Source organism: Streptomyces spororaveus, assembly GCF_016755875.1.
GTDB lineage: Bacteria > Actinomycetota > Actinomycetes > Streptomycetales > Streptomycetaceae > Streptomyces > Streptomyces spororaveus.
The window spans coordinates 5730520-5750712 of record NZ_BNED01000005.1; the positions used below are offsets into that span (position 1 = coordinate 5730520).

Below are 20193 nucleotides of genomic sequence, written 5' to 3' on the forward strand. Positions count from 1 at the left end.
CCCTCCCTTCCGGAGGGGGCGGGGTTCCGTCGTCCCCGCCCGGGCGGGGACGGGCTCAGCGGGCCAGGTAGCCGCCGTCCACCGGCAGGATCACGCCCGTCACGAACGAGGCCGCGTCCGAGGCCAGGAAGGCGATGACCCGGGCCACCTCCTCCGGCTCGCCGAGCCGGCCCATCGGGTGGGCGGCCTCGACCTCAGTCAGGTACTCCGGCCCGCCCGGCTCGTCCTTCAGCGCGATCACCCGCTCCGTACGGATGGTTCCCGGTGCCACCGCGTTGACCCGGATCCCGTGCGCGGCCCACTCCACCGCGAGGTGCTTGGTCAGCCCCGACGCCACGAACTTCGCGGGTCCGTAAGCGGCCTGGCGGGCCTGCCCGGCCACCCCCGAGATCGAGGACACGCAGACCAGGGCCCCGCCGGGGCGCGGCTGCGCGGTCATCGCCTCGATGGCGTACTTGCAGGTCAGGAACATTCCGCGGCCGTCGACCGCCATGACGTGGTCCCAGTCCTCGGGGCTGGTCTCGCGTACGTCGGAGAGGGGGAGCACCCCGGCGTTCGCCACGGCGACGTCCAGGCGCCCGTAGGCCCCGACGGCGGCCGCGACCATCGCGCGATTGGACTCGGGATCGGCGACGTCACCGGTGACCGCGGTGACCGCGCACCCCTCGTCGGCCAGTTCCGTACACAGGGCCTCGACCCCGGGGCCATTGATGTCGGCCGCGGTCACCCGGGCCCCGGAGCGGGCCAGCAGCAGGGCGGTTGCCCGGCCGATCCCGCTCGCGGCACCGGTGACCAGACAGGACTTCTCGTTCATGCGGCGAACCCTAGAGGGAACGGGGAGGGGGCGGGGGGACGCCGGGGACGCAGACCGGCCAAGTCCGGGGCCCGGCACATGTTGTCTTGTCACACGGCTGACGCATCCTCATCGATGTGGCTAACATCACGCCCACCCGGCGATGTTGCCGGAAGGTTACGGAGGTGCGACGTGCTGCCAGTTCGGGGTGGGGACGGCCGGAAGCTGACGGTCTGGGGCACCCGTACCACCTGGAGCACCGTGGGTGACGGGGAGTTCTTCTGCCCCGCCTGCGGTGGGGACCGCAATTACCGGAGGCGGACCGGACGGCGCCGGTTCACCGTCCTCGGTGTGCCGCTGCTGCCCCGCGGGCAGGCCGGGCCCGTCATCGAGTGCCAGGGCTGCCGTGCGCGCTTCGCCACCGACGTCCTGGACCACCTCACCACGACCCGCTTCACCGCCCTCCTGCGGGACGCCGTGCACACGGTGGCGCTGGCCGTACTGACCGCGGGCGGAACGGCCTCGCGGGGCGCGCTGGAGGCCGCGGTGGGCGCCGTACGGACCGCGGGCTTCCAGGACTGCACCGAGGAGCAGCTGCAGTCCCTCGTGGAGGCGCTGTCCTCGGACGAGGGCCGGCTCGGCCTGTACGACGTCCCGGAGTGCTGCGGGGCCGCGCTGTCGATAGAGCTCCACGAGGCCCTGGAACCGCTGGCCCCGCACCTGGCCGGCCCGGGCCGGGAATCGATCCTGCTCCAGGGGGCCCGTATCGCGCTCGCGGACGGCCCGTACACCCCGGCCGAGCGCGAGGTGCTCGCCACGGTCGGCTCGGCGCTGCGGATCGACACGGACGAGGTGACCCGGCTGCTGTCGGCGGTACGCGCGCCCTGAGGGCGATGCGCCGTCAGGCACGTGGTTCCCGGATCTCACACGAGCGGCCCCGCGCGAACTCCTCGCCCGGGGCCGCTCGTGTCCGATCCGTGGACTCCGGAGCGGCCCGTTCCGTCCGAAACGGCCTTCCGCGACGTAACGATCCGGCCTCGCAGGGCCTGATTCGGGGCGTGTGAACGCCATGTGAAGGGCGCAGGCGCACGCTCGGTTCCCGAAGTGTCCACCAGTCGGACGGCCGGAACCGCGCCTTCGGGTGTGCCCCTCCGAAGGGCCGCACACCACGTATCCGCACGTCACCGTGGATGTCCTGGGCGGGCGCGGGGCGGGTGCGCATGGCTGCGCACCACGGTGCGCATACCCCTGCCGAGGACTCCGCACCACTGGAGAAACCTACAGATCGGGGTGGCCTGAACGTCAACAGTTTGTCGAAGTCGACGATATGTGTGAGGCCACCCACAGGCGTTCAATTCCGGTCACACGACAAGACGGCGCAGTCCCCACAGCGCGGCTTCGGTTCACGTCACCGTGAACGCACTGACAACCCCGGCGTACCAACGGGTTAGCGACCCACTACGTCCAGGGACAACCAGATCTCCTCTCACTTACCTACCTTGAAGGGCAAGGCTGAGATGGCACGTGTCGCCGCCCGGCTTTCCACCGACGGAGAGCAGAGCACGCACCCGGTCGACGAGGTGCTCCCCCTCCCCAAGCTCGCGCTGTACGGCTTCCAGCACGTACTCGCCTTCTACGCCGGCGCGGTGATCGTCCCGATCATCGTCGGCAACGCGCTGAAGCTGAGCCCTGAACAGCTGGTCTACCTGATCAACGCGGACCTCTTCACCTGCGGTATCGCCTCGATCATCCAGGCCTGGGGCATCGGCCGGATCGGTGCGCGCCTGCCGCTGATCCAGGGCGTGACCTTCACCGCGGTCTCCCCGATGATCGCCATAGGCCTCGGCGCCGGCGGCGGTACCGCGGCCCTGCTGGTCATCTACGGCGCGGTGATCACCGCCGGTATCGCCACCTTCGCCTTCGCCTGGCTGCCGGCCAAGGCGTTCCGGACGGTGATGCGGCTGTTCCCGCCGGTCGTGACCGGCACGGTGATCACCGTGCTGGGCATCGTCCTGATCCCGGTCGGTCTCAACGACGCGGCCGGCGGCCTCGGCAGCCCGGACTTCGGAGACCCGAAGAACTTCGCCTACGCCGGCGGCACGATGCTCTTCATCCTCATCCTGATGAAGATCGGCAAGCCGTTCCTCTCCAGCATCTCGATCCTCCTCGGCCTGGTCGTCGGCACCACCGTCGCCTTCCTGCTCGGCGACGCGAAGTTCGGCGACGTGAGCAAGTCCGAGTGGGTCGGCATCACCACCCCCTTCCACTTCGGCGCCCCGAAGTTCGAGTGGTTCCCGATCGTCCTGATGCTCATCGTCATGCTGATCACCATGGTCGAGACGACCGGCGACACCTACGCCGTCGGTGACATCGTCGGCAAGGAGGTCGACAGCGAGACCGTCGCCCGCGCCCTGCGTGCCGACGGTGCCGCGACCGCCCTCGGCGGTGTCCTCAACTCCTTCCCGTACGTGGCCTTCGCCGAGAACGTCGGCCTGGTGCGGATGACCAAGGTGAAGAGCCGGTTCGTGGTCGTCGCCGCCGGTGTCTTCATGATCGTGCTGGGTCTGCTGCCCAAGGCCGCCGCGATCGTCGCCGGCGTCCCGCACGGAGTCCTCGGCGGCGCCGCGACCGTCATGTTCGCCATGGTCGCCCTGGCCGGTATCCAGACCCTGGCCAAGGTGGACCTGAAGGAGGAGAAGAACGCGCTGATCGTCGGCGTCTCCCTCGCCTTCGCCCTGCTCCCCGCGACCGTCCCGGTCCTCTTCTCCAAGCACATGGACCCGGACCTGTCCTCGCTGCTCAACAGCGGTGTGACGCTCGGTGCCACGGCCGCCATCGTCCTCAACCTGGTCTTCAACGGCCTGGGCAAGGAAGGCGCCCACGACGCCCCCGAGGTCGAGGTCGAACTGCCCGCCCAGGCCGCGGAGGCGGACACGGACTCCTCAGCAGCCGTACCGGCCCAGCCGGGTGAGGGCGAAGCAGCCCGGACACCGGCCTCCTGACCCTCCCAAGGGGGTGGCCCCGGCCGGGCCCCGCGCCCGGCCGGGGCCGCTGCCGTTCACGGCGGGGACACCCTGCCCGCCGTTGCGTCGCCGTACGGGACAATGGGCGCATGAGCCTGTTCCGCGACGACGGCATCGTGCTGCGCACCCAGAAGCTGGGTGAGGCGGACCGCATCATCACGCTGCTGACCCGCGGCCACGGCCGGGTGCGGGCCGTCGCCCGCGGGGTCCGGCGCACGAAGTCCAAATTCGGCGCCGGGCTGGAACCTTTCTCCCACGCCGACGTGCAGTTCTTCGCCCGCGGCAGCGAGCTGATCGGCCGCAGCCTGCCGCTCTGCACCCAGACCCAGATCATCGCCCCGTACGGCAACGGCATCGTCACCGACTACGCCCGCTACACCGCCGGCACCGCGATGCTGGAGACCGCCGAGCGGTTCACCGAGAACGAGGGCGAGCCCGCGGTGCAGCAGTACCTGCTGCTCGTCGGAGCCCTGCGCACCCTCTCCCGCGGTGAACACGAGCCCCACCTCATCCTCGACGCCTTCCTGCTGCGCTCCCTCGCCGTCAACGGCTACGCGCCCAGCTTCGACGACTGCGCGAAGTGCGGCATCCACGGACCCAACCGGCACTTCTCCGTCGCCGCGGGCGGGGTCATATGCGGGGACTGCCGGGTGCCCGGGAGCGTCGTACCCTCATCGGAGGCCATCGCCCTGCTCAGCGCCCTGCTGACGGGCGACTGGGGGCATGCCGACGCGTGCGAGGCGCGTCATGTGCGGGAGGGCAGCGGGCTGGTCTCCGCCTATCTGCACTGGCATCTGGAGCGCGGGCTACGCTCCCTGCGATACGTCGAGAAATAGGAGCTGGACACATGGCACGACGCGGGATTCTGGGACGCTCTCGCCGGGAGTACAAGGTTCCCGAGCCGCACCCCTCCGGTGCGGTCCCCCCGAAGATCCCCGGCGAGCTCGTCCCGAACCACGTGGCGATCGTCATGGACGGCAACGGCCGCTGGGCCAAGGAACGCGGCCTGCCGCGCACCGAGGGCCACAAGGTCGGCGAGGGCGTCGTGCTCGACGTGCTCAAGGGCTGCCTGGAGATGGGCGTCAAGAACCTCTCCCTCTACGCCTTCTCGACGGAGAACTGGAAGCGCTCGCCCGACGAGGTCCGCTTCCTGATGAACTTCAACCGTGACGTCATCCGCCGCCGCCGCGACGAGATGAACGAGCTCGGCATCCGCATCCGCTGGGTCGGCCGCATGCCGAAGATGTGGAAGTCGGTCGTCCAGGAGCTCCAGGTCGCGCAGGAGCAGACCGTCGACAACGACGCCATGACCCTGTACTTCTGCGTCAATTACGGCGGCCGCGCGGAGATCGCGGACGCGGCGCAGGCCATCGCCCGGGACGTGGCGGCGGGCAGGCTCGACCCGTCGAAGGTCAACGAGAAGACCTTCGCCAAGTACATCTACTACCCGGACATGCCGGACGTGGACCTGTTCCTGCGCCCGAGCGGCGAGCAGCGCACCTCCAACTACCTGATCTGGCAGAGCGCGTACGCCGAGATGGTCTACCAGGACGTGCTGTGGCCCGACTTCGACCGCCGTGACCTGTGGCGGGCCTGCCTGGAATACGCCCAGCGCGACCGCCGCTTCGGCGGCGCCCTCCCGAACCAGCCGGAGCCCACCGCCTGACACGGGCCGGTATCCGCCGGAGGCCGCCCCGCCGGTAGGGTCCGCTGTCATGAACACGAATGACCAGGTGGTCCGGCCGGACGAGCGGACCGTCGAGCTCGTATACCGGACCACCACGGCGGACATCGCGCAGGCACTCCGTGCCCGGGACGCGCACACGGCGGCGGGGCGGCGCAAGCGATGGCTGTTTCCCGTCGGGGGGACGTTCGGCATGGGCGTCGGAGTGCTGGTGGTGGTGACCGACGGGACCGTCGCCGGGGCGCCGCTCGGCATGATGGGCGCCGGCCTGCTGCTGTGGGTGATCACCCTGTTCGGCCCGCGGCTCCAGGCACGCGCCTTCCGCGGACTGCTGGAGAGGGCGGGGGAGACCCGGGCCGTCATCGACGGCTCGGGAGCCCTGGTGACGGCGGCGTCCTGCGAGTCGCGCATCGGCTGGGCCGCGCAGCCGAGGTACGTGGAGACGGCCGATGCGTTCGTCATGCTCAGCGACGACAAGCAGGCGGTGGCCATGACCGTCCTGCCCAAGCGGGGGATCCAGGCACCGGCCGACGCCGACGCGCTGCGGGCGGTCCTGGACGCGAACCTGCGCCGGCTCTAGCCCGCGGCGGCGCAGTCGGCGCAGGTGCCGAAGATCTCCACGGTGTGCGCCACGTTCACGTAGCCGTGCTCGGCCGCGATGGACTCCGCCCACTTCTCCACGGCCGGGCCCTCCACCTCGACGGCCTTGCCGCACTTGCGGCAGACCAGGTGGTGGTGGTGGTCGCCGGTGGAGCAGCGGCGGTAGACGGACTCGCCGTCGCTGGTCCGCAGGACGTCGACCTCGCCGGCGTCCGCGAGGGACTGCAGGGTGCGGTAGACGGTGGTCAGGCCCACGGAGTCGCCACGGTGCTTGAGCATGTCGTGGAGCTCCTGGGCGCTGCGGAACTCGTCCACCTCGTCCAGCGCCGCCGCGACCGCGGCCCGCTGCCGGGTGGATCGTCCTCGTACTGGCGCGGTATTCATCTCGCCAGGCGCAGTCGCCACCGGTTCCTCCTCGTATAGGCCTGCGGCCATTGTGCCAGCCCGCTAGACCTTCACATCGTCGCGCGTGCAGACCTCTTCGGCCGCGAGCGAGGCTCTGGCCCGGCGCCGGGCCAGGGGGGCGGAGAGGGCCGTCATCGCGATGAAGACGCCGATCGCGAGCAGCACGATCGTCGCGCCCGAAGGCACGTTGATGTAGTAGGTGGCCGCCGTGCCGGTCAGCGAGACGGTCACGCTGATGGCCATGGCCAGGCCCAGGGTCGCGGCGAAACTGCGGGTGAGGCGCTGGGCGGCGGCGACCGGGATCACCAGCATCGCGCTGACCAGCAGCAGGCCGACGATGCGCATCGCGACGGTGACGGTGATCGCGGCGGTGACCGCGATCAGCAGGTTCAGGGCGCGCACGGGCAGGCCGGTGACCCGGGCGAACTCCTCGTCCTGGCAGACGGCGAAGAGCTGCCTGCGCAGGCCGATGGCCACGGCGAGGACGAAGGCGGCGAGGATCGCCATCGCGGTCACGTCCTCGGCGGCGACCGTGGTGATCGAGCCGAACATGGAGCCCAGGAGGCTGGCCGTCTGGCCGCCCCCGAGGTTGATGATCATGACGCCGCCGGCGAGGCCGCCGTAGAAGAGCATGGCGAGGGCGACGTCCCCGCTGGTCTTGCCGCGGGCCCGGATCAGCTCCATGCCGACGGCGCCGAGGACGGCGACGAGGGTGGCCATCCAGACCGGGCTGGTCTGGAGCACGAGGCCGAGGGCGACACCGGTCATGGCGACGTGGCCCAGTCCGTCGCCCATGAGCGCCTGGCGGCGCTGGACGAGGTACGTGCCGATGGCGGGCGCCGTGATGCCGACCAGGGCGGCCGCGATCAGCGCTCGCTGCATGAAGGCGTAGTCGAGGATGTCCATCAGCTCAGCAGTCCCGTCCGCAGGGGCCCGGCGTCGTGCGCCGCGTGGGGGTGTACGTGGTCGTGGCCGGGCAGGGCGTGCTGTCCCACGGCCTCCGGGGGCGGGCCGTCGTGGACGACGCAGCCGTCGCGCAAGACGACGGCGCGGTCGATCAGGGGCTCCAGCGGGCCCAGTTCGTGCAGCACGAGCAGGACGGTGGAGCCGGCGGCGACCTGCGCGCGCAGGGCGTTCGCCAGGACCTCCTGGTTGGCGAGGTCCACGCCCGCCATCGGCTCGTCCATGATCAGCAGCTCGGGTTCGACGGCGAGCGCCCGGGCGATGAGCACGCGCTGGTGCTGGCCGCCCGAGAGGGCGTCCACCGAGACCTCGGCGTGCGAGTCCATGTCGACCAGGGCCAGGGCGTGCTCGATGGCGGTCCTGTCGGCCTTGCGCAGCAGGCCGAAGCGGGAGCGGGCGAGCCGGCCGGAGGAGACGACCTCGCGGACGGTGGCCGGGACGCCGCCGGCGGCGGTGGTGCGCTGGGGGACGTACCCGATGCGCGACCAGTCGCGGAAGCGCTTGAACTCCGTGCCGAAGAGGCTGAGGGAGCCGTCGGTCAGCGGGACCTGGCCGACGACCGCGCGGACGGCCGTGGACTTGCCGGAGCCGTTGGCGCCGAGCAGCGCGACGACCTCGCCGCGGTGCACGGTGAGGTCGATCCCGCGCAGCACGGGGCGCGAGCCGAGCGAGGCCGTGGCCCCGCGCAGGGATATGACGGGCGGCTGGTCCGCGGACCGTCCTGGCGTGGACTGCATGGCTCGCGCCTCCGTTGCTGCTGTCATCTACTTGGCTCCGAGCGCCTTCTGGAGGTTCTTCAGGTTGGACCGCATGACCTCGAAGTAGTCAGCGCCCTGGGACTTGTCGGTGATTCCTTCGAGCGGGTCCAGGACGTCGGTCCGCAGGCCGGTGTCCGTCGCCAGGGTCTTGGCCGTCTTGTCGCTGGCCAGGGCCTCGAAGAACACGGTGGTGACATTGTCCTTCCTGGCGACGGCCTGAAGATCCTTCATCCGGGCCGGGCTCGGTTCGGACTCGGGGTCGACGCCGGAGATGCCCTCCTGGTCGAGGCCGTAGCGCTCGGCGAGGTATCCGAAGGCGGAGTGGGTGGTGATGAAGGTCCTGGAGGTCGTGTTCTTCAGGCCGTCCTTGAACTCCGTGTCCAGCGCGGTCAGTTTGCCGACGAGTTCGTCGGTGTTCTTCCTGTAGTCCGCCGCGTGGTCGGGGTCGGCCTTCTCCAGGGAGGCGCCGACGCCCTTGGCGATCTCCGCGTACTTGACGGGGTCGAGCCAGACGTGGGGGTCCCGGGCGCCCTCGCCGTGGCCGTGATCGTGGTCGTGGTCGTGGCCCTCGCCCTCGGCGTGGGCCTCCTCGGCGCCGTGGTCGTGGCCGGAGGAGCCGTGCGCCTCCAGTTCGGTGAGGGTCGCGGCGTCGACGATGTTCTTCACGCCGGACTGGGCGACGGCCTTGTCGACGGCGGGCTGCAGGCTCTTGAGGTAGAGGACCACGTCGGCCTCGCCGAGCTGCCCGGTCTGCCTCGGGGTGATCTCCAGGTCGTGGGGTTCGACGCCGGGCCTGGTCAGGACGTCGACCTTCACGTGGTCCTTGCCGATCTGCTCGGCGAGGAACTGCAGCGGGTAGAACGACGCCGTCACGCCGACCTTGCCGTCCTTGCCGCCGCCGGTGCCGGCAGCGGCTCCGGAGCAGGCGGTCAGGGCCGTGGCGCCGAGGGCGACGGCTCCGGCGAGGGCGGCGGCGGGTATGAGGCGTCGTACGTTCATGACATCCATTTTCATCAAAGATGGAAACGATTGTCAAAAACCCAGGTGGGAGGCCCGGGTGGGCGGCGTGGAAGGGGAACCGATTTGAAAGGGGGGGTGCGGGCGCCGGTAATCTAAAGACTTCGCCGTTCGTCCTCGTAATGAAGAGAGCACCGTGGCCGCCGACAAGATCGAAACCATCGTCAGCCTGAGCAAGCGCCGTGGCTTCGTTTTCCCGTGCAGTGAGATCTACGGTGGCTCCAAGGCCGCCTGGGACTACGGCCCGCTCGGTGTCGAGCTCAAGGAGAACATCAAGCGCCAGTGGTGGAAGGCGATGGTCACCGGGCGTGAGGACATCGTCGGTATCGACTCCTCCGTGATCCTGGCCCCCGAGGTCTGGGTCGCCTCCGGCCACGTCGCCACCTTCTCGGACCCGCTGACCGAGTGCACCTCCTGCCACAAGCGCCACCGCGCGGACCACCTTGAAGAGGCGTACGAGGCCAAGCACGGCCGTGTGCCCGCCAATGGTCTTGCCGACATCAACTGTCCCAACTGTGGTGTGAAGGGCCAGTTCACCGAGCCCAAGCAGTTCTCCGGCATGCTGGAGACCCACCTCGGCCCGACCCAGGACACCGGCTCGAAGGCGTACCTGCGCCCCGAGACCGCCCAGGGCATCTTCACCAACTTCGCCCAGGTGCAGACCACTTCGCGCAAGAAGCCGCCCTTCGGCATCGCGCAGATGGGCAAGTCCTTCCGCAACGAGATCACGCCGGGCAACTTCATCTTCCGCACGCGCGAGTTCGAGCAGATGGAGATGGAGTTCTTCGTCAAGCCGGGCGAGGACGAGCAGTGGCAGGAGTACTGGATGCAGGAGCGGTGGAACTGGTACCGCGACCTGGGCATCCGCGAGGAGAACATCCGCTGGTACGACCACCCGAAGGAGAAGCTGTCCCACTACTCGAAGCGCACCGCCGACATCGAGTACCGCTTCAACTTCGGTGGCAACGAGTTCTCCGAGCTCGAAGGTGTCGCCAACCGCACCGACTTCGACCTCAAGGCCCACTCGGCCGCGTCCGGTCAGAACCTCACCTACCTCGACCAGGAGTCGGGTGAGCGCTACACCCCGTACGTCATCGAGCCGGCCGCCGGTGTCAACCGCGCCATGCTCGCCTTCATGCTCGACGCCTACGTCGAGGACGAGGCCCCGAACGCCAAGGGCGTCATGGAGAAGCGCACCGTGATGCGCTTCGACCCCCGCCTGGCCCCGATCAAGGTCGCCGTCCTGCCGCTGTCCCGCAACCCGCAGCTGTCGCCGAAGGCCAAGGGCCTCGCCGCCGACCTGCGCAAGCACTGGAACATCGAGTTCGACGACGCGGGCGCCATCGGCCGCCGCTACCGCCGCCAGGACGAGATCGGTACGCCGTTCTGCGTCACCGTCGACTTCGACACCCTGGACGACAACGCGGTGACCGTGCGCGAGCGCGACACGATGAAGCAGGAGCGCGTCTCCCTGGACCAGATCCAGGCCTACCTCGGCAGCCGTCTGCTCGGCTGCTAGGTCCTGCCGTACGAAGACCGGTGGCCCGGTGCGCTCGCAGCGCACCGGGCCACCGGTCTTTTTGTACGGGCGGACCCGGCGGACCGGGTCAGGAGGCCGCTGCCTCCCGCGCCTCCCGGGCCTCCCGCTCGGCCGCAAGGCGCTCTCCCTCGGCCTTGGAGCGCTTCCCGTACAGGGCGGTCCATACGCCGAGTCCGGCCAGCACCCCGTAGATCATGATCGGGCTGACCACCACCATGGTCTTGGTCTCCAGCGTGTAGGCGAGGAAGACGCGGACGAGGGCCTCGGTGATGTAGGCGAGACCCCACACCAGGGTCATCCGGTTCATGGTGGTGCGGAAGGTCTCGAACTGCCACAGGCCGTTCCACCAGGCGGTGCTTCCCGGGGTGCCGTCGGTGGCGAACTTGCGGCCGAAGTAGAACATCAGCGGGCGCGGTGCGAGCAGCGTCGCCAGGCAGAGCAGCCCGAACAGCCCGGTGACCCCCGAGTCCTTGATGAGCAGGGCGCGGGCCGAGTGCGCGCCGGCGAGCGAGACGACGGCCGTGATCACCAGGAACACCAGGGTGACGACGGCGAACTCGTCGAGCTTGCGCCGCCAGGCCAGGCTGACGACGCTGTCGAGCACCGGCCAGGCGCTGCTGAGCAGCAGCGCGGAGAACTCGCTCCAGCCGTGGTCGCTGAGCATGTTGTACGTGATGATCGGCGCGACCACGTTGAGCCCGATGGTCACGATCCAGCCGAGGGCGGTGGCAGCGCCCGAGCGCTTCGGAGGTCCCGGCTGGGTGTCTTGTATTGCTGGAGTGGACAACGTTCCCCCTGGAACAGGCCTGATGGAGTGCGGTAGGGGGACCGTAAGTAGATCGACGGTGCGCAAACAACCGGAACGCGCCCAAAATGATCATCAAGTCGCCCGGAGTGACTGATGAGGGCCGGTGGTCACCCCGCGTCAGGCGCGCAGGCCCCGGATCACGAGAGCGGTGACCGCCTCGAACTCGGTGATGATCGTCGGCGAGAGCCAGTCCGCCGCGTACTGCGGGTCGTGGAAGCGGCCGGTGGCGTCGAAGACCGCGCGAGCCGCCGCCGGCACGTCCTCGGCGGAGAGCGAGCCCGCCGCGACACCCTCGGCGATGATGCGGCCCAGCTGGTCGATCAGTTCACTCAGGTGCGCGTCCACCACGCCGCTGTTCTCGGCGAGCAGCACGGTGTAGGTGGCGAACAGCTCCGGATCGTCGCCCGCCTTGTGGCGCTTGGCCTCGAAGAGGGCCTCCAGCCACGCCTCCAGCTTGGAGGGGGCGCTCCCGGTGGGAGCCGAGGCGATCTCCTCCAGCATGACCACGCTCCGGGCGAGCCAGCGGTCCGTGACGGCCTCGCGCAGCGCCGCCTTCGACGGGAAGTGCCGGTAGACACTGCCGTGGCTGACACCCAGGGCGCGAGCCACGTCCACCACGGTCGCCTTGGTGGGACCGAAGCGGCGCAGCACCTCCTCGGTGGTCGCGAGGATGCGCTCGGGAGTCAGGGGCTCGGCAGCAGCGGGAGGCATGGGTACGACCGTACCGTCAGCTCAGTGCTCACTGTCGAGGTGGGCCATCTGGGCCGCCGGGTACCTCTCCCCGGCCGCCGCGCCCGCCGGGACGGCCTCCTCGACGGCTGCCAGGTCGGCGGCGTCGAGGGAGACGTCCATGGCACCCAGTGCCTCGGCGAGCCGGTCCCGGCGCCGGGCGCCCACCAGCGGCACGATGTCGACCCCGTGCCGGGGCCCCTGCGCGAGCACCCAGGCGATCGCGGTCTGGGCGACACTCACGCCCTTGCCCTCGGCCACCTTGCGCAGCGCCTCCACCAGGTCGAGGTTCCGGTCGAGGTTGTCGCCCTGGAAGCGGGGGCTCATGCCGCGGAAGTCGCCCGGGGCCAGCGCGCGGTCGCGGGTGAAGTGGCCGCTGATCAGGCCGCGGGACAGCACCCCGTACGCCGTGATCCCGATGCCGAGCTCGCGGGCGGCCGGCAGGATCTCGGCCTCGATGCCGCGGGAGATCAGCGAGTACTCGATCTGGAGGTCGGAGATCGGGGCCACGGCGGCGGCCCGGCGCAGGGTGTCCGCACCGACCTCCGAGAGGCCGATGTGGCGCACGTGCCCGGCCTCGACCGCCTCGGCGATGGCCCCGACGGTCTCCTCGATCGGTACGTCCGGGTCCACGCGGGCGATCCGGTAGATGTCGATGTGGTCCCGGCCGAGCCGCTGGAGCGAGTAGGCCAGGAAGTTCCTGACGGCCTCCGGCCGGCCGTCGTAACCGGTGAAGCCGCCCTCGACCGTGCGCAGCGCACCGAACTTGACGCTGGTCAGCGCCCGCTCGCGGGCTTCCGCGGGCGCCGTGCGCAGGGCCTCGTTGATCAGCAGTTCGTTGTGCCCCATGCCGTAGAAGTCGCCGGTGTCCAACAGCGTGTGCGTGCCGTCGGGGGCGGCGTCCAGATAGGCGTGAATGGTCGCGATGGACTCGGCGCGGTCCGCCTCCCCGTAGAGGGCGGACATCCCCATGCAGCCCAGCCCCAGCGGGAAGACGGTGGGGCCGGTGCTGCCGAGAGTGCGGCGGCCGGCGGTCGGGTGGGTGCTCTCGTTCGTCGTCATAAGACGAGAATGGCATGACGAGTGACAGATTTCAATATCTGTCACTCGTCAGTGTCAGGCGAGGATCCGCAGCGCCAGGGCGGCCGCCGCGACCAGGGCGAGGACGGCCGCCGGTGCCAGCTCGTAGTCCTTGACCCGGAGGTGGCTGATGACAGCGCCGACGAAGTAGAGGGTCACGCCGACTGCCGCGGCCACGCCGAGCGGAGTGACCCACAGGCCGGCGACCAGGCCGAGCGCGCCCGCGGCCTTCAGTGCGGCGAGCCCCGGCAGCCACGAGTCCGGCACCTGGACCTTCCGGATGCCGGCGACGACCTGCTCGTTGCGCTGGAGGGTGAAGGTGGCGGAGGCGGCGAGGACGAGGGCGAGCAGGCCTCCGACGACGGCGTAGGCAAGGAACATGAAAATCTCCAACGGTCGACGATGTGAAACCATTGAATAGCATCAACGATCCGTTCAGTGCAATCATTTCCTGGTTGTTACGATGTGGACCATGACGGCAGACCAGGACGGACCGCACCCTCCGCAGCGGCTGGGCCTGCTGCTGGCCTGGCACGGATCGGTCACCCAGACGCGGATGAAACGGGCACTCGGCACGGCCGGGCTCACCCCGCGGCACGCGATGGCACTGATGCACCTGGAGGGCGGACCCATCAGCCAGCGGGCGCTCGCCGAGCGGCTGGAGGTGGACCCGAGCGTGCTCGTCGGGATCCTGAACGACCTGGAGGGCGAGGGCCTGGCCGAACGCCGCCGGGACCCGGCCGACCGCCGCCGCCACAACGTGGCCATCACCGACGCCGGTGACGCGGCCCTCCACAAGACGAACACCGCCCTCGACGAGGTCGAGAGCGGCATCTTCGCGGGCCTGTCGGCCGCCGAGCGCGAGCTCCTGCGCGGCCTCCTCGACCGGGTCAACACCTCGGCCGAGGACTTCGCCTGCGGCGAGTAGCCGACAGGAACGCGGGGAGCGGACGGCCCGCCCCCTCGGACGCCTCCGGACGGCCTACCCGCGCGGCGACCCCGTCGTCGTCGACGCCGTGCCGACTGCCTCCTCCAGCGTGCGGGCGGTCCGCTCCGCCGTCCCGCGAGCCCACGCACCGCTCGTCGCCGCGCCCACGACCAGGACGAGCAGCCCGCAGATCGTGATGATCCACCAGGCCGGCTGGGCCGCCCCGGAGAAGTCCGAGCCGTTCGCCAGCCCGGCCGCCAGCACCGAGCCGATCACCGCGACGCCCAGGGTGCCGCCGGTCTGCCGGCTGGTGGAGGCGATGGCGGCCGCGACCCCGGCCTGGGAGCGCGGCATCCCGGACACCGCCGTATTGGTGATCGGCGCGTTCACCATGCCGAAGCCCAGCCCGAACAGCATGTACCCGGTGAACAGGAGCGGATTGGACGTCTCGGCCTCGAACAGGGCGAACAGCAACCCGCTCGACGCCATCGCCACACCCGCGATCAGCAGGCAGATCCGCGGCCCCCGGCTGCCCACCAGCCGCCCGGCCAGCGGCGCGAACAGGACGGTCAGGCCGGCCATCGGCAGCATGTAGAGCCCGGCGTGCAGGGCGCTGAGCCCCCGTACGTCCTGGAGGTACAGCGTGTTCAGGAAGAGGAACCCGGCCAGCCCGGCGAAGGCGCTGATCGCGATCACCGTCGATCCGCTGAAGGGCGCGCTCCGGAAGAACCGGAGGTCGATCAGCGGCTCCTTGCACCGGGGCTCGTGGATCAGCAGCCCCACGAACGCGGCGAAGGCCACCACCGCGCACCCCATGATCAGCGGCGAACGCCACCCTGCGGCCGGCGCCTCGATGATCCCGTACGTCAGGCTCCCCAGCAGGGCGATGACCAGCACCTGCCCCAGCGGGTCCGGGCGGCGCGGCCGGGCCGCCCGGGACTCCTGGATGTGCCGCAGGGTCAGCGCGAACGCCGCCACACCGATCGGCAGATTGATCAGGAAGATCGAGCGCCAGCCCACGGAGTCCACCAGCACCCCGCCGATCAGGGGGCCCGCCGCCATGGAGACGCCCCCGACCGCTCCCCACACACCGATGGCCCGGGCCCGCTCCGCGGGATCGGTGAAGGTGTTGGTGATGATCGACATCGCCACCGGGTTGAGCATCGCGCCGCCGACCGCCTGGACCATCCGGAAGACGATGAGCCAGTTGAGGCTGGGGGCGAGCGAGCAGAGCAGGGAGCCGCCCGTGAATGCCACCAGACCGGCCACGAACACCTTCCGGCGCCCGATCCGGTCGGCCGTGGAGCCCGCGAGCATCAGCAGCGAGGCCAGCACGAGGGTGTAGGCGTCGATGCTCCACTGCAGCCCCGAGACCGAGGCGTCCAGGTCCCGGCGCATCGAGGGCAGCGCGACGTTGAGCACGGTGTTGTCGAGGCTGACGATCAGCAGGCTCATGCAGCAGATCGCGAGGACGAGCATGCGCTGCCGGGGACTCGACTCGATCATGCGCCGATGCTACGTCTCCCCCACCCCCTCGGCATGCGGGACAATGGGCGGATGACCACGCTCCCCCCGCCTCTCGCGATCGGCCCGCACACCGTGCAGCCCCCGGTGGTGCTCGCACCCATGGCCGGCATCACCAATGCCCCGTTCCGTACCCTCTGCCGGGAGTTCTCGGGCGGCAAGGGGCTGTTCGTGAGCGAGATGATCACGACCCGCGCCCTGGTCGAGCGCAACGAGAAGACCATGCAGCTGATCCACTTCGACGAGACCGAGAAGCCTCGCTCGATTCAGCTGTACGGGGTGGACCCGGCCACCGTCGGCAAGGCGGTCCGCATGATCGTCGAAGAGGACCGCGCCGACCACATCGACCTGAACTTCGGCTGCCCGGTCCCCAAGGTGACCCGCAAGGGCGGCGGCTCGGCCCTGCCGTACAAGCGCAACCTGCTGCGCGCCATCCTGCGCGAGGCCGTCGCCGGAGCCGGTGACCTGCCGGTCACCATGAAGATGCGCAAGGGCATCAACGACGACCACCTCACCTACCTCGACGCGGGCCGCATCGCCGTCGAGGAGGGCGTCACCGCCATAGCCCTGCACGGGCGCACCACCGCGCAGCACTACGGCGGCACCGCCGACTGGGACGCCATCGCGCGGCTCAAGGAGCACGTGCCGGAGATCCCCGTCCTCGGCAACGGCGACATCTGGTGCGCCGAGGACGCGCTGCGCATGGTCCGCGAGACCGGCTGCGACGGCGTGGTCGTGGGGCGCGGCTGCCTGGGGCGGCCGTGGCTGTTCAACGACCTGGTGGCGGCCTTCGAGGGGCGCCCCGAGGACTTCCACAAGCCCACCCTGCGCGAGGTGGCGACGACCATGCACCGCCACGCACAGCTGCTGGGGGAGTGGATCGGCGACGAGGCGCGCGGGGTGATCGACTTCCGTAAGCACGTGGCCTGGTACCTCAAGGGCTTCTCGGTGGGCTCCGGGATGCGCCAGAAGCTCGCGGTCACCTCGTCGCTGGCCGAGCTCAACGCTCATCTGAGCGAGCTCGATCTGGATCAAGCATGGCCCGAGAGTGCGGACGGGCCTCGCGGTCGGACGTCCGGAAACAACCGAGTTGTCCTGCCGGACGGCTGGCTGAAGGACCCGTACGACTGCGCCGGTGTGAGCGAGGACGCCGAACTGGACACCTCTGGAGGCTGACAAATCGCCCTCCGTGGTGCGTGATATACGCCACGCATGGGAAGGGTTTCGCTCAGATGAGCGCAGAAGTCACGGGTAAGACTTTCAAAGGGTGGCACTGGGTGCCACCCTTTGTGCGTTCAATACTTGAAGGCAAATGTATCGATGATCGCTCATCCGAGCGTGATCAGGCCTCAGGAGCCCCCTCACCCTTCGGGATGTGAACGCTCCGGCGGCTTTCTGATTACCCATGAGTTACTTTCGATCTGCTGGCGCACGGGTGGTTACGGCCGTATGACGACCAAGTGGACGTACCCAGAAGCCTTCGATCTGGGTATGTTCCTGGCCGTCAGGGCAGCCACCGAGCCTCGAGGAGTCGAGACCCGTGTCGGAAAACAAAGATCAGAAGTTCGTCTACGACTTCACCGAGGGCAACCGCGACCTCAAGGACCTTCTCGGCGGCAAGGGAGCCAACCTCGCCGAGATGACCAACCTGGGTCTGCCGGTCCCTCCCGGCTTCACCATCACCACCGAGGCCTGCAAGGTCTACCTCGACAGCGGCTCGGCCCCGGCGGCCCTGCGCGAAGAGGTCAGCGCCCACCTTGCCGCCCTCGAAGCCAAGATGGGCAAGAAGCTCGGTCAGTCGGACGACCCGCTGCTGGTCTCCGTGCGCTCCGGTGCGAAGTTCTCGATGCCCGGCATGATGGACACCGTCCTGAACATCGGCCTCTCCGACGAGTCCGTGACCGGCCTTGCCTCCCAGGCCGGTAACGAGCGCTTCGCGTGGGACTCGTACCGCCGCCTCATCCAGATGTTCGGCAAGACCGTGCTGGACGTCGACGGCGAGCTCTTCGAGGACGCCCTCGACGAGGCCAAGGCCGCCAAGAAGGTCACCGTCGACACCGACCTCGACGCCGCCGACCTGAAGAAGCTGGTCACCCGCTTCAAGAAGATCGTCGCCAACCAGGCCGGCCGCGAGTTCCCGCAGGACGCCCGCGAGCAGCTCGACCTCGCCGTCGAGGCCGTCTTCAACTCGTGGAACACCGACCGCGCCAAGCTCTACCGCCGCCAGGAGCGCATCCCGAGCGACCTGGGCACCGCGGTCAACATCTGCTCCATGGTGTTCGGCAACCTCGGCCCCGACTCCGGCACCGGCGTCGCCTTCACCCGCGACCCCGCCAGCGGCCACGCGGGCGTCTACGGCGACTACCTGCAGAACGCCCAGGGCGAGGACGTCGTCGCGGGTATCCGCAACACCGTGCCGCTCGCGGACCTGGAGACCATCGACAAGGCCTCCTACGACCAGCTCATGACGATCATGACGACGCTGGAGACCCACTACAAGGATCTCTGCGACATCGAGTTCACCATCGAGCGCGGCCAGCTGTGGATGCTCCAGACCCGCGTCGGCAAGCGCACCGCCGGCGCCGCCTTCCGCATCGCCACCCAGCTCGTGGACCAGGGCCTGATCGACGAGGCCGAGGCCCTCCAGCGGGTCAGCGGCCACCAGCTCGCGCAGCTGATGTTCCCGCGCTTCGACGAGGGCGCGAAGACCACCCTGCTCGGCCGCGGCATCGCCGCCTCCCCGGGCGCGGCGGTCGGCAAGGCCGTCTTCGACTCGTACACGGCCGTCAAGTGGTCCCGCTCCGGCGAGAAGGTCATCCTGATCCGCCGCGAGACCAACCCGGACGACCTGGACGGCATGATCGCCTCCGAGGGAATCCTGACCTCGCGCGGCGGCAAGACCTCGCACGCCGCCGTCGTCGCCCGCGGCATGGGCAAGACCTGTGTCTGCGGCGCCGAGGAGCTCGACGTCGACACCAAGCGCCGCCGCATGACGGTCGGCGAGACGGTCATCGAAGAGGGCGACGTCGTCTCCATCGACGGCTCCACCGGCAAGGTCTACCTCGGTGAGGTACCCGTCGTACCGTCCCCGGTCGTCGAGTACTTCGAGGGCCGCATGCACGCCGGCGCCGACGACGCCGACGAGCTCGTCGCCGCCGTGCACCGGATCATGGCCTACGCGGACCGCGTCCGCCGCCTGCGGGTGCGCGCCAACGCCGACAACGCCGAGGACGCGCTGCGTGCCCGCCGCTTCGGCGCCCAGGGCATCGGCCTGTGCCGCACCGAGCACATGTTCCTCGGTGAGCGCCGCGAGATGGTCGAGCGCCTGATCCTCGCCGACACCGACGGCGAGCGCGAGCAGGCACTCAGTGCCCTCCTGCCGCTGCAGAAGAAGGACTTCATCGAGCTGTTCGAGGCGATGGACGGCCTGCCCGTCACCGTCCGCCTGCTCGACCCGCCGCTGCACGAGTTCCTGCCCGACATCACCGAGCTGTCGGTCCGTGTCGCCCTCGCCGAGTCCCGCAAGGACGCCAACGAGAACGACCTGCGCCTGCTCCAGGCCGTCCACAAGCTGCACGAGCAGAACCCGATGCTGGGTCTGCGCGGTGTCCGCCTGGGCCTGGTCATCCCCGGCCTGTTCGCCATGCAGGTCCGGGCGATCGCCGAGGCCGCGGCCGAGCGCAAGAACGCCAAGGGCGACCCCCGCGTCGAGATCATGATCCCGCTCGTGGGCACCGTCCAGGAGCTGGAGATCGTCCGCGAGGAGGCCGACCAGGTCATCGCCGAGGTCGAGGCCGCCACCGGCACCACCCTCAAGCTCTCCATCGGCACCATGATCGAGCTGCCGCGCGCCGCCCTGACGGCCGCCCAGATCGCCGAGGCCGCGCAGTTCTTCTCCTTCGGCACGAACGACCTGACCCAGACGGTGTGGGGCTTCTCCCGCGACGACGTCGAGGCCAGCTTCTTCACCGCCTACCTGGAGAAGGGCATCTTCGGGGTCTCGCCCTTCGAGACCATCGACAAGGACGGCGTCGGCTCCCTCGTGCGCCACGCGGTCGAGCAGGGCCGGGCCACCCGCCCCGACCTCAAGCTCGGCGTCTGCGGCGAGCACGGCGGCGACCCCGAGTCGGTCCACTTCTTCCACGAGGTCGGCCTCGACTACGTCTCCTGCTCGCCCTTCCGGATTCCGGTGGCGCGTCTTGAGGCCGGCCGTGCGGCCGCCGAGGCGAAGGGCAGCGACAGCCGCTGACCCCTGGCCCGCCATGGGCCCCATAGACCGCGCCTGTCCCCGGGTTCCCTGACTGCCCGGGGGCGGGCGCGCCTATTTTTGTTGTTCAACAA

19 protein-coding genes are annotated in these 20193 nt (G+C 69.9%); 9 read left to right on the forward strand and 10 right to left on the reverse strand.

What is annotated here, in order from left to right:
• Positions 1–55: 55 nt before the first annotated feature.
• A complete protein-coding gene (locus tag Sspor_RS28255; RefSeq protein WP_202201623.1) occupies positions 56–814 on the reverse strand; it encodes an SDR family NAD(P)-dependent oxidoreductase in 759 nt (252 codons plus the stop codon).
• A 171-nt stretch (positions 815–985) separates the two neighbouring features.
• On the opposite strand from Sspor_RS28255, the gene Sspor_RS28260 reads away from it, so the two are divergent.
• The 5 genes from Sspor_RS28260 to Sspor_RS28280 all read left to right on the forward strand — a co-directional run bounded on the left by Sspor_RS28260 (position 986) and on the right by Sspor_RS28280 (position 6080).
• Positions 986–1681 (forward strand): TerB family tellurite resistance protein, encoded by a 696-nt coding sequence (locus tag Sspor_RS28260; RefSeq protein WP_202201624.1) that lies wholly within the window; start codon positions 986–988, stop codon positions 1679–1681.
• A gap of 629 nt (positions 1682–2310) precedes the next feature.
• Complete coding sequence (locus Sspor_RS28265; protein WP_202201625.1) at positions 2311–3795, forward strand: nucleobase:cation symporter-2 family protein; 1485 nt, start codon at positions 2311–2313, stop codon at positions 3793–3795.
• A 110-nt stretch (positions 3796–3905) separates the two neighbouring features.
• Entirely contained in the window at positions 3906–4652 is a 747-nt protein-coding gene (gene recO / locus Sspor_RS28270) for a DNA repair protein RecO (RefSeq protein WP_008739303.1), read from the forward strand.
• 11 nt (positions 4653–4663) lie between these two features.
• Positions 4664–5482 (forward strand): isoprenyl transferase, encoded by an 819-nt coding sequence (locus tag Sspor_RS28275; RefSeq protein WP_202201626.1) that lies wholly within the window; start codon positions 4664–4666, stop codon positions 5480–5482.
• Between the two features lie 49 nt (positions 5483–5531).
• Positions 5532–6080, forward strand: a complete 549-nt coding sequence (locus Sspor_RS28280; protein WP_202201627.1) for a YcxB family protein — start codon at positions 5532–5534, stop codon at positions 6078–6080.
• On the opposite strand, the gene Sspor_RS28285 is transcribed toward Sspor_RS28280, so the two are convergent.
• The 4 genes from Sspor_RS28285 to Sspor_RS28300 are packed head-to-tail and all read right to left on the reverse strand — an operon-like array spanning position 6077 to position 9225.
• On the reverse strand, positions 6077–6505 hold the full coding sequence (locus tag Sspor_RS28285; RefSeq protein ID WP_078626133.1) for a Fur family transcriptional regulator: 429 nt from the start codon (positions 6503–6505) through the stop codon (positions 6077–6079). The two genes, Sspor_RS28280 and Sspor_RS28285, sit on opposite strands and share 4 nt — an antisense overlap.
• A 42-nt stretch (positions 6506–6547) precedes the next feature.
• A complete protein-coding gene (locus tag Sspor_RS28290; RefSeq protein WP_202201628.1) occupies positions 6548–7411 on the reverse strand; it encodes a metal ABC transporter permease in 864 nt (287 codons plus the stop codon).
• Positions 7411–8205, reverse strand: a complete 795-nt coding sequence (locus tag Sspor_RS28295; RefSeq protein ID WP_202203913.1) for a metal ABC transporter ATP-binding protein — start codon at positions 8203–8205, stop codon at positions 7411–7413. The genes Sspor_RS28290 and Sspor_RS28295 overlap by 1 nt, the downstream gene beginning before the upstream one ends.
• A 27-nt stretch (positions 8206–8232) precedes the next feature.
• Positions 8233–9225: a metal ABC transporter substrate-binding protein gene (locus Sspor_RS28300; RefSeq protein ID WP_202201629.1), complete on the reverse strand. Its 993-nt coding sequence runs from the start codon at positions 9223–9225 to the stop codon at positions 8233–8235.
• A gap of 154 nt (positions 9226–9379) precedes the next feature.
• On the opposite strand from Sspor_RS28300, the gene Sspor_RS28305 reads away from it, so the two are divergent.
• Entirely contained in the window at positions 9380–10762 is a 1383-nt protein-coding gene (locus Sspor_RS28305) for a glycine--tRNA ligase (RefSeq protein WP_202201630.1), read from the forward strand.
• 88 nt (positions 10763–10850) lie between these two features.
• On the opposite strand, the gene Sspor_RS28310 is transcribed toward Sspor_RS28305, so the two are convergent.
• The 4 genes from Sspor_RS28310 to Sspor_RS28325 all read right to left on the reverse strand — a co-directional run bounded on the left by Sspor_RS28310 (position 10851) and on the right by Sspor_RS28325 (position 13781).
• On the reverse strand, positions 10851–11492 hold the full coding sequence (locus Sspor_RS28310) for a VC0807 family protein (protein ID WP_237404059.1): 642 nt from the start codon (positions 11490–11492) through the stop codon (positions 10851–10853).
• Positions 11493–11708: 216 nt separating this feature from the next.
• Positions 11709–12302 carry a TetR/AcrR family transcriptional regulator gene (locus tag Sspor_RS28315; RefSeq protein ID WP_202201632.1) on the reverse strand — a complete coding sequence of 198 codons (594 nt, stop codon included), beginning with the start codon at positions 12300–12302 and terminating at the stop codon, positions 11709–11711.
• A 21-nt stretch (positions 12303–12323) separates the two neighbouring features.
• Complete coding sequence (locus Sspor_RS28320; RefSeq protein WP_202201633.1) at positions 12324–13382, reverse strand: aldo/keto reductase; 1059 nt, start codon at positions 13380–13382, stop codon at positions 12324–12326.
• Positions 13383–13436: 54 nt separating this feature from the next.
• On the reverse strand, positions 13437–13781 hold the full coding sequence (locus Sspor_RS28325; protein WP_237404060.1) for a DoxX family protein: 345 nt from the start codon (positions 13779–13781) through the stop codon (positions 13437–13439).
• 91 nt (positions 13782–13872) lie between these two features.
• Here Sspor_RS28325 and Sspor_RS28330 point away from each other — a divergent pair, with 91 nt between their 5' ends.
• Positions 13873–14328 carry a MarR family winged helix-turn-helix transcriptional regulator gene (locus tag Sspor_RS28330; RefSeq protein WP_237404061.1) on the forward strand — a complete coding sequence of 152 codons (456 nt, stop codon included), beginning with the start codon at positions 13873–13875 and terminating at the stop codon, positions 14326–14328.
• Between the two features lie 54 nt (positions 14329–14382).
• Here Sspor_RS28330 and Sspor_RS28335 read toward each other — a convergent pair whose 3' ends face one another.
• Positions 14383–15834: an MFS transporter gene (locus Sspor_RS28335; RefSeq protein ID WP_202201636.1), complete on the reverse strand. Its 1452-nt coding sequence runs from the start codon at positions 15832–15834 to the stop codon at positions 14383–14385.
• Between the two features lie 51 nt (positions 15835–15885).
• Here Sspor_RS28335 and dusB point away from each other — a divergent pair, with 51 nt between their 5' ends.
• Together dusB and ppdK are read left to right on the forward strand one after the other, a co-directional pair.
• Complete coding sequence (dusB, locus tag Sspor_RS28340; RefSeq protein WP_237404062.1) at positions 15886–17028, forward strand: tRNA dihydrouridine synthase DusB; 1143 nt, start codon at positions 15886–15888, stop codon at positions 17026–17028.
• A gap of 364 nt (positions 17029–17392) precedes the next feature.
• Positions 17393–20101 (forward strand): pyruvate, phosphate dikinase, encoded by a 2709-nt coding sequence (ppdK, locus tag Sspor_RS28345; protein WP_202201637.1) that lies wholly within the window; start codon positions 17393–17395, stop codon positions 20099–20101.
• Positions 20102–20193 lie beyond the last annotated feature (92 nt).

What these genes read in the sequence shown, in the direction of transcription:
- Sspor_RS28255 (WP_202201623.1), bottom strand. Translation starts at nt 814, where the DNA reads ATGAACGAGAAGTCCTGTCTGGTCACCGGTGCCGCGAGCGGGATCGGC.
- Sspor_RS28265 (WP_202201625.1), top strand. Translation starts at nt 2,311, where the DNA reads ATGGCACGTGTCGCCGCCCGGCTTTCCACCGACGGAGAGCAGAGCACG.
- recO (WP_008739303.1), top strand. Translation starts at nt 3,906, where the DNA reads ATGAGCCTGTTCCGCGACGACGGCATCGTGCTGCGCACCCAGAAGCTG.
- Sspor_RS28275 (WP_202201626.1), top strand. Translation starts at nt 4,664, where the DNA reads ATGGCACGACGCGGGATTCTGGGACGCTCTCGCCGGGAGTACAAGGTT.
- Sspor_RS28280 (WP_202201627.1), top strand. Translation starts at nt 5,532, where the DNA reads ATGAACACGAATGACCAGGTGGTCCGGCCGGACGAGCGGACCGTCGAG.
- Sspor_RS28290 (WP_202201628.1), bottom strand. Translation starts at nt 7,411, where the DNA reads ATGGACATCCTCGACTACGCCTTCATGCAGCGAGCGCTGATCGCGGCC.
- Sspor_RS28295 (WP_202203913.1), bottom strand. Translation starts at nt 8,205, where the DNA reads ATGCAGTCCACGCCAGGACGGTCCGCGGACCAGCCGCCCGTCATATCC.
- Sspor_RS28300 (WP_202201629.1), bottom strand. Translation starts at nt 9,225, where the DNA reads ATGAACGTACGACGCCTCATACCCGCCGCCGCCCTCGCCGGAGCCGTC.
- Sspor_RS28315 (WP_202201632.1), bottom strand. Translation starts at nt 12,302, where the DNA reads ATGCCTCCCGCTGCTGCCGAGCCCCTGACTCCCGAGCGCATCCTCGCG.
- Sspor_RS28320 (WP_202201633.1), bottom strand. Translation starts at nt 13,382, where the DNA reads ATGACGACGAACGAGAGCACCCACCCGACCGCCGGCCGCCGCACTCTC.
- Sspor_RS28325 (WP_237404060.1), bottom strand. Translation starts at nt 13,781, where the DNA reads ATGTTCCTTGCCTACGCCGTCGTCGGAGGCCTGCTCGCCCTCGTCCTC.
- Sspor_RS28330 (WP_237404061.1), top strand. Translation starts at nt 13,873, where the DNA reads ATGACGGCAGACCAGGACGGACCGCACCCTCCGCAGCGGCTGGGCCTG.
- Sspor_RS28335 (WP_202201636.1), bottom strand. Translation starts at nt 15,834, where the DNA reads ATGATCGAGTCGAGTCCCCGGCAGCGCATGCTCGTCCTCGCGATCTGC.
- dusB (WP_237404062.1), top strand. Translation starts at nt 15,886, where the DNA reads ATGACCACGCTCCCCCCGCCTCTCGCGATCGGCCCGCACACCGTGCAG.